This is a genomic window from Desulfacinum infernum DSM 9756, from assembly GCF_900129305.1.
GTDB lineage: Bacteria > Desulfobacterota > Syntrophobacteria > Syntrophobacterales > DSM-9756 > Desulfacinum > Desulfacinum infernum.
The window spans coordinates 155,062-161,993 of the sequence record NZ_FQVB01000007.1 but is presented as its reverse complement, the minus strand read 5'-3'; the positions used below and the strand labels follow the sequence as shown (position 1 = coordinate 161,993).

At 65.2% G+C, this 6,932-nt stretch carries 6 protein-coding genes and 1 pseudogene; 6 read left to right on the top strand and 1 reads right to left on the bottom strand.

Annotation, left to right across the window (positions count from 1 at the left end; translation table 11 throughout):
- Nucleotides 1–228 (bottom strand): annotated as a pseudogene (locus BUB04_RS04585) (IS1380 family transposase); the annotation flags it as partial.
- Nucleotides 229–307: 79 nt separating this feature from the next.
- Between BUB04_RS04585 and BUB04_RS04580 the strand changes: the two are divergent.
- The 6 genes from BUB04_RS04580 to BUB04_RS04555 all read left to right on the top strand — a co-directional run bounded on the left by BUB04_RS04580 (nucleotide 308) and on the right by BUB04_RS04555 (nucleotide 6,932).
- Complete coding sequence (locus tag BUB04_RS04580) at nucleotides 308–574, top strand: DUF4145 domain-containing protein (RefSeq protein WP_084076178.1); 267 nt, start codon at nucleotides 308–310, stop codon at nucleotides 572–574.
- A gap of 491 nt (nucleotides 575–1,065) precedes the next feature.
- Entirely contained in the window at nucleotides 1,066–1,674 is a 609-nt protein-coding gene (locus tag BUB04_RS04575) for a Pvc16 family protein (protein ID WP_073037381.1), read from the top strand.
- A complete protein-coding gene (locus tag BUB04_RS04570; RefSeq protein ID WP_143156350.1) occupies nucleotides 1,661–2,470 on the top strand; it encodes a hypothetical protein in 810 nt (269 codons plus the stop codon). The genes BUB04_RS04575 and BUB04_RS04570 overlap by 14 nt, the downstream gene beginning before the upstream one ends.
- Nucleotides 2,471–2,497: 27 nt before the next feature.
- Nucleotides 2,498–4,894, top strand: coding sequence for a phage tail sheath subtilisin-like domain-containing protein (locus BUB04_RS04565; RefSeq protein WP_073037372.1), 2,397 nt, complete (start codon nucleotides 2,498–2,500; stop codon nucleotides 4,892–4,894).
- 60 nt (nucleotides 4,895–4,954) lie between these two features.
- Nucleotides 4,955–5,395: a phage tail protein gene (locus tag BUB04_RS04560; RefSeq protein WP_073037370.1), complete on the top strand. Its 441-nt coding sequence runs from the start codon at nucleotides 4,955–4,957 to the stop codon at nucleotides 5,393–5,395.
- A gap of 10 nt (nucleotides 5,396–5,405) precedes the next feature.
- Entirely contained in the window at nucleotides 5,406–6,932 is a 1,527-nt protein-coding gene (locus BUB04_RS04555) for a hypothetical protein (protein ID WP_073037368.1), read from the top strand.

Below are 6,932 nucleotides of genomic sequence, written 5' to 3'. Positions count from 1 at the left end.
ATCGTCCGCGACTCCCTGCGCGGCTTCAAAATCACTTTTGCCCAGGCACAGGAGACCGAGATAGGTCTTCACCACATCCCCGTGCGAAACCCTCGGCTGCCCGGGAACTTCCTTTTCCAACCGTTCGCACAGGCTTGTATAGCCGTTGATCAGGTTCCCTACCAGAGCCAAACCCGAGTGGCTGCTGTAGAAGGCTTTCGAAGACTGTTCGATCACAATTTTCTTCATGCGAGCACCTGCCAGGTGAAAGGTTGACAGGAGACCCTATAGCACAAAACACGTGTAAATTCAAAATCCTAGATAAGATCTGATATTTGTTTGGTTAAAAACATACTCACGGATTAAGGTTGATGACCTAGCGGCAAAAGGATTGTTACCGCCTATTATGAAGGACTGGTCTGATCATGTTCGTGAATTAGGGAATGAATCTGCTCATCCAGTACCAACGCAAGCTCCTACAAATCCGCAAGATGCCCAAGATATTGTCAGATTTCTAGACTTTTTACTGGAATATCTTTATTCTCTTCCACACCGTATCCGGCAATATAGGGAAAGAGAAAATAAAGAAGAATGAATATAACCGACTCATAACAAGGCGCTGCACCGGACCGCCATTTCGCTGGCGCTTCGTGGCGGCCGGTGAGCTTTGTCGTTCATGGGACGCTACGCGTCCCACGAACGGGCGCCGCGGAATGGCGTCCACTATGCGATCTCTCGCGTCAGATACTGCCGAACCAGATCCCTCCGGCCTTCCCAACCCCGCGTGACCAAACGACCTCCCAACAAATGGTGCTCAGGAAGAAGGGAAAAGCTTAAAGACGCTTAAGTCAACAGCATTGTCCCCGGCGCCCATCCTCACGTTGGATGCCTCCCCGGTGGGCACCCCGGCTCTCGGCTGCTGGCAGGCATTGGGAAAATTCCCGGTTTGTGATGCCGCCGTGAGCGGACGGTGATCCGGCTCGTGCATCATTTTTTTGGTTCCAGACTCGCGCGCATGGCCGTTGGGGCTTCTTTTCCCGGAAAATCGATACGACTCAGTCGCCCAAGTGTCTGCTGGAGGCTTTCGTGGCCAACATCAGCGGCATCCATTCGGTGGGATCTTCCATCGCCACCTTTCTGGATCGGGCCTTTCGGGCCCTTCCCCCCGAAGTTCGCGAACCCCACGCGTGCCGCTTCCACGTCTTTTCCAGCAACGAACTGGCGAGACTTCAGGAAGGGGACGTGGAAACCACCGTGGGCCTCTACCTCTACCGGGTCACCTGGAACGAGCACCGCCGAAACCGCCCCCCCTCCAAAAGATCGGCCGGCGGAAGGCCGCCGATCCTCCTGGACTTGCACTACCTGGTGACCTTCTGGGCGGACAGCCCGCTCACCGAGCACGTCCTGGCCGCCTGGGTCGTCCACACCCTGGAGACCCATCCCGTGCTGGACACCTCCATCCTGTCCCCGGAGGCGGGATGGAACACCGGTGATCTTCTCCAGGTGGCCCCCGAGGATCTTTCCGCGGAGGACATGATGCGCATCTGGGACGCCCTGGCTCCTTCCTATCGGCTTTCCCTGGCCTACGTGGTCCGACCGGTTCCCCTCGACGTGGACATGGAGGCGGCGGGGCGCCCCGTGGCCGCCGTCGCCTTCGGCCTTGGAGACAAGGAGGCATCCCGTGCCGACGGCTAGCGTGGAACCCCGTCTTCTTGCGACCCTGAGGTCCGTGGAATGGCGAACCCGGCGGGTTCTCGGGGCCGTCCGGTTCGAGGACCGGGCGACCCGCGATCCCGTGTCCGCGAGGCTGCAGGTGCGGATCCCCGGGGTGGAGGTTTCCTGGAACCTTTCCGGACTGGCCGTGCTGGTCCGAGCCCGGGGCTTGGAGCCGCACACGGAAGCCTTCCGAGTCGCTCCCGGGGATCCTCCGCCGGAATCCCTTGCCTTTACGGGAACGGTGGAGGATCCAGCGGGAGGTTATCTCCCCCGTTCCTTTTCCGTCCGGCTGCCGCGGGATCCCGACCCGAACCGCCATGAAGATCCCCGTTCGCTCTTCCAGCCCGTTTCCGTCGCCCTTTTTCCCGCTCCGTCCGCCGGAACCGCCCATCCCTTGTGGAGCCGGATCCGCGTCTCCCTTGCCCGATCCGTCGATGGAGAAGAAGAGCCCCTTTCGGGGGCGCTGGTCCGGATCACCGACGCCGCGGGAGACGTGCTGCTGGGAAGCGGCCTCACGGACGCACGCGGAGAAGGCATCGTCTTCCTTCCCGGTATCCCTCCGGCCCGGTCCTCGGAAGGGGGGAACGGGGACGAGGAGGAACCCGTGGTGGTTTACGAACTTCCCGCCCGGATCCAGGTGGTGTGGGAGCCGCCGGGAGAGGCGCCGCCGGACCCGGATCACCTGGAAGCGGCGCGCGAAGACCTGGTCCGCAGCGACGATCCCCTAAGCCTCAAGGCCGGACGGACGGAAAGGTTTCGAAAGACCCTGACCTAACCCATCACCAAAGCAGGAGGCGGAGCCATGCCGGAATACCTTGCCCCCGGAGTGTATGTGGAAGAAGTGAGCTTTCGTCCCAAATCCATCGAAGGGGTCGGGACGAGCACTACGGCCTTCGTCGGTCCCACCCGAAAGGGCCCGCTTGCCGAAACCCCCGTGTTGGTGACCAGTTTTGGGGAATTCGAGCGGATCTACGGAGGTCTGGAAAACCTCTCCTTTTCCGCCTCCACGGACACGGATCCCGCCACCACCAACCACATGGCCCATGCCGTGCGCGCCTTTTTCGACAACGGCGGATCCCGACTCTACATCGCGCGCACCTTCGTGCCGCGAACGGACGGGGGCGGTGCGGTGTCGTCCGACGGCAAGGCCCGGTCCGACCTGGTGGTGGACTCGGGCGGGGTGCAGGTCCGCTTCACGGCCCGCATGCCCGGTTCCGGCCTGAACGGGCGCATCACGGTGACGGAAAAGACGGTTCCCGTGACCCTGGCCACCCTGCCCAAGGCGCCCCTGGGATCTTTGCTGCGCATCCGAAGCACTCAGCCCCAGGCGGCCGTTCTCATGGGAGGCGCGCCGCCCTTTCGGCTGGAGGACGGGGATCAGCTCTCGCTCACCACCTCCGCCGGACCGGGAGACATCACCTTCGACGGCAACGCCGCCGAGGTCCAAAGCGACTCCCTCGCCGATCCCGTCGCGATCCCTGCAGACACCGTGCTCCGGGTCACCATCGGCGGGACGGCCCAAAGCATCCCCATTCCGGAGGGCAACATCACCCTTTCGGATCTCGCCGCTCACATCAACACGCGCATCCGAAGGGGATACGCCCGCATCGAGGGAGGCGACCGGCTGGTCCTCGGAACGGACGCCCGGGGAACGGCCGCATCCCTCAACGTGGCCGCCTCGCCAGCCCTGGGCTTTCCGGACGAACGGTCCGCTTCCGGCACGGGAAACGTGCCCAGCCTGGATGCTGTCACCCCCGAGGAGATCGACGGGCTGCTCCAGGCGGCGGGAATCCCGGTGCGCGCCACCACGGATCCCGCCACGGGCCGACTGGTGCTGAGCACCACCGAGACGGGGGAAAGCGCCCGACTCCAGGCGGCGGACACTTCCGTCCGAACCGCCCTGGGGCTCCCCGCCGAAGAGGCCCGGGGCCGCGCCGCCCAGGGAACCCTCTACTACGTCAAGCGGAGCCGCCAGTCGGACGGCTGGGTGGGCGGCGCCGACCGGGCGACCCCGCTCAACACGGCCACGCCCCTCCCGGCGGGCTCGGTGCTGGTGCTTCTGAACCTGGAAGCGCGGGATGCGGACAACAATGTGCGCCTCTACGAGGACGTGGGCTTGTCGCCGCTGCACCCCCGATGGCTGGGAGCGGTCCTCGCCCCCGCGCCCACGCGGCGATCCGAGGCGCTTCAGAACCCCTACGCCGTGGACATCCAGGGAGACGTCCATCCCTTCGACCTGCGCCAAGGGCTGCTGGGATCCGCCTCCACCCGCACAATCGCCCTCACGGGGGGAAACGACGGCGCGGAGCCTCCCGAAAGTACCACGGTGGAAGGCGCCGTGGCCTACGCGGACGCCCTGAGACTCCTGGAAGACGTGGAGGACGTGGCCATCGTGGCCGCTCCCGGTTACTCGGCCTTGTCCCGCTACGCCGGCATCCAGCAGGCCCTCATCACCCACGCGGAAAACATGAAGTACCGGATCGCCGTCCTGGACAGCCCGCCGGGCGTGGACCCCCAGGAGGTCCGGGAGATCCGGGGCGCCATCGACTCCAGTTACGCCGCCTACTACTACCCGTGGGTGATGGTCTCCAATCCTTTGGCCCGCCCCGGAAACGACCGCATCCCCCAGGAGATCGCCCTGCCGCCCAGCGGCTTCGTTACCGGCATCTACGCCCGAAGCGACGTGCAGCGCGGCGTCTGGAAGGCTCCCGCCAACGAGGTGGTCCGGGGCGCCGTCCGGCTGGAGCGGGATATCAACCAGGCCCAGCAGCAGGTCCTGAACCCTTTGGGCATCAATTGCCTGCGATTCTTCCCCGGGCGGGGATACCGGGTCTGGGGCGCGCGAACGGCCTCGTCCGATCCCGAGTGGAAGTACGTGAACGTGCGCCGCTACTTCATCTTCCTGGAACATTCCATCGACCGGTCCACCCAGTGGGTGGTCTTCGAACCCAACGGCGAACGGCTGTGGAGCAACGTGCGGGCCACCGTGTCCGCCTTTCTTTACAACCAGTGGGTCAGCGGGGCCCTGCTGGGATCCAGCCCCGAGGAAGCCTACTTCGTCCGCTGCGACCGGTCCACCATGACCCAGGACGACCTGGACAACGGGCGCCTCATCTGCCTGGTGGGGGTGGCCGTTTTGAAACCGGCGGAGTTCGTCATCTTCCGCATCGGCCAGAAGACGGCCGACGCCCGGGAATAAGATGTGAAGCGCGCCTCCGGGTCGCGCCGGACAAACCATGCCAGACAGGGGAGGCGAAAGATGGCTGCAGACAGGACGGTGCCTTACGGCGCTTTCAACTTCATCGTGGAAATAGACGGCATTTCCGTGGCCGGCTTTTCCGACGTGTCGGGGCTCAACACCGAAATCACCGTGGCGGAATACCGGGAAGGGACCTACCCCATGAACCATGTGCAGAAGGTTCCCGGCATCTTCAAGGTGGGCGATGTGACCCTGAAACGGGGCATCATCGATTCCAAGGAGTTCTGGGATTGGATCCAGCAGGTCCGTCGGGAGGGGGTGGGAGCCCAGCGCAACATGTCGGTCGTTCTGCTGGACGAAAGCCACAACGAGGTGCAGCGGTGGAACCTTCGGGGAGTCATTCCCCTCAAGTGGACCGGCCCCACCTTGGCCGCCAAGGGAGGCGGCGACGTGGCCATGGAGGAGCTGGTGCTTTCGGCGGAATACCTGGAACTGGGTTGAGGCGCTCGCCATGCCGGCCATCTGGTTTGAAGAGAAGACCCCGGAGCCTTCCGCGGATCCGTACCGCATGGACGTGGCCCTTTTTGTGGGCCTGGCCCCCCTGAGGCCCCTGGATCGCCCGCCCGAGGCCCTGGAGCGGTGGCTCCAGGAAGGGGGCTGGCTGGACCGGGTGGTGTCTGCCGCGTGCCTCCGCGACGTGCCCGTTCCGGTGGATTCCTGGGAGGCCTTTCAAGGTTTCTTCGGCCGGCCGGAAGAGTCGGCCGGCGAGGCCGCCGGCCTTTGTCCCCTGGCAAGGGCGGTCCGATCTTTTTTCGCCCAAGGGGGCCGGAAGGCCTACGTGGTCTCCATGGGAAATCCCCTGCCCGAAGGGGCGGAAGCGGCCCGGCGGGTAAAAGCCCTGGAGCGGCTGCTCTACGGCGAGGAAGGCCCCCTGGACGGCCAGGAGACCCTGGAGCGCCTGGCCTCCTTTTCCTTTCCGCCCCTGGGGTCCCCCGAGGCGGATACGGGCACATGGCACGGCATCCATCACGGAATCGCCCTTCGGGACGTGGCTTTCGCCGCCTGCCCGGACCTGCCGTACCTGGTGGCCTCGCCTTCCGATCCCGTGTCGGTGGAAATCCCTCCCCGAAGGGATCCGGAGATCTTCGTGGAATGCTCCGAAACGGAACCTCCCGTCGCCGCCCGCCGCGTGTGGATCCCCACGGCACCCCGGTGTGACCCAACCGGCCTTCAGGTGTGGAGGAAGGCGGTTCAGGCCATCCTTCTGTGGATCCGCCGGCACGCCCGGGAATGGATCCTGGCGGCCGCCCTGCCCGAGCCCGAACGGGAGGCTTCCTGGTGGACCGAGGACGTGCAGAAGATCCTGGCGGCGGAACCGGAAGAGGGTGGCTGCGGAAGCGCCTTTTTCCAGTGCGCCTTCCCGTGGCTCACGGACCCGCTGGAACCCGGCCGCCTCCTCGCCCCCGACGGCCCGCTCCTGGGAATCCTGGCCGCCAACGCCCTGGAACGGGGAACCTTCCGGAGCGCCGCCGGGCGTCCCGCCCAGGGGGTTTCGGGAACCGTTCCCGTCCTTTCATCGGCGGAGCGGGAACGGACCCCGGACGCTTCCCGCGCCATGATCCGGCGTCTGTGTCTCTTTAACGGTGGCCCTACCGGCGTCGTTCTGGCGTCGGACCGAACCACGAGTCTCGATCCTTCCCACGGGCCCGGCCCGGTGAGCCGCCTCATGGGATTCATCCTCAAGGCCGCCCGCCGCCTCGGGGACACCCTGGTGTTCGAAGACTCGTCCCCGCGCACCTGGAGCCGTCTCCAGCGCGCCCTCAGCGGCCTGCTGGAGTCCGTCTATCTGGCCGGAGGCCTGGAGGGTTCAAGCAGCCGGGAGGCGTTCCATGTGATGTGCGGGCCCCAGACCATGACCCTCCAGGACATGGATTCCGGGCGCCTGGTGGCCCGCATCCTGGTGCAGCCGGCGGTCCCGGTGGAAGCCCTCCAGGTGGTGCTGGCCATGGAACCCGACGGAAACATCCGCATGGCATGA

What these genes read in the sequence shown, in the direction of transcription:
- BUB04_RS04555 (WP_073037368.1), top strand. Translation starts at nt 5,406, where the DNA reads ATGCCGGCCATCTGGTTTGAAGAGAAGACCCCGGAGCCTTCCGCGGAT.
- BUB04_RS04560 (WP_073037370.1), top strand. Translation starts at nt 4,955, where the DNA reads ATGGCTGCAGACAGGACGGTGCCTTACGGCGCTTTCAACTTCATCGTG.
- BUB04_RS04565 (WP_073037372.1), top strand. Translation starts at nt 2,498, where the DNA reads ATGCCGGAATACCTTGCCCCCGGAGTGTATGTGGAAGAAGTGAGCTTT.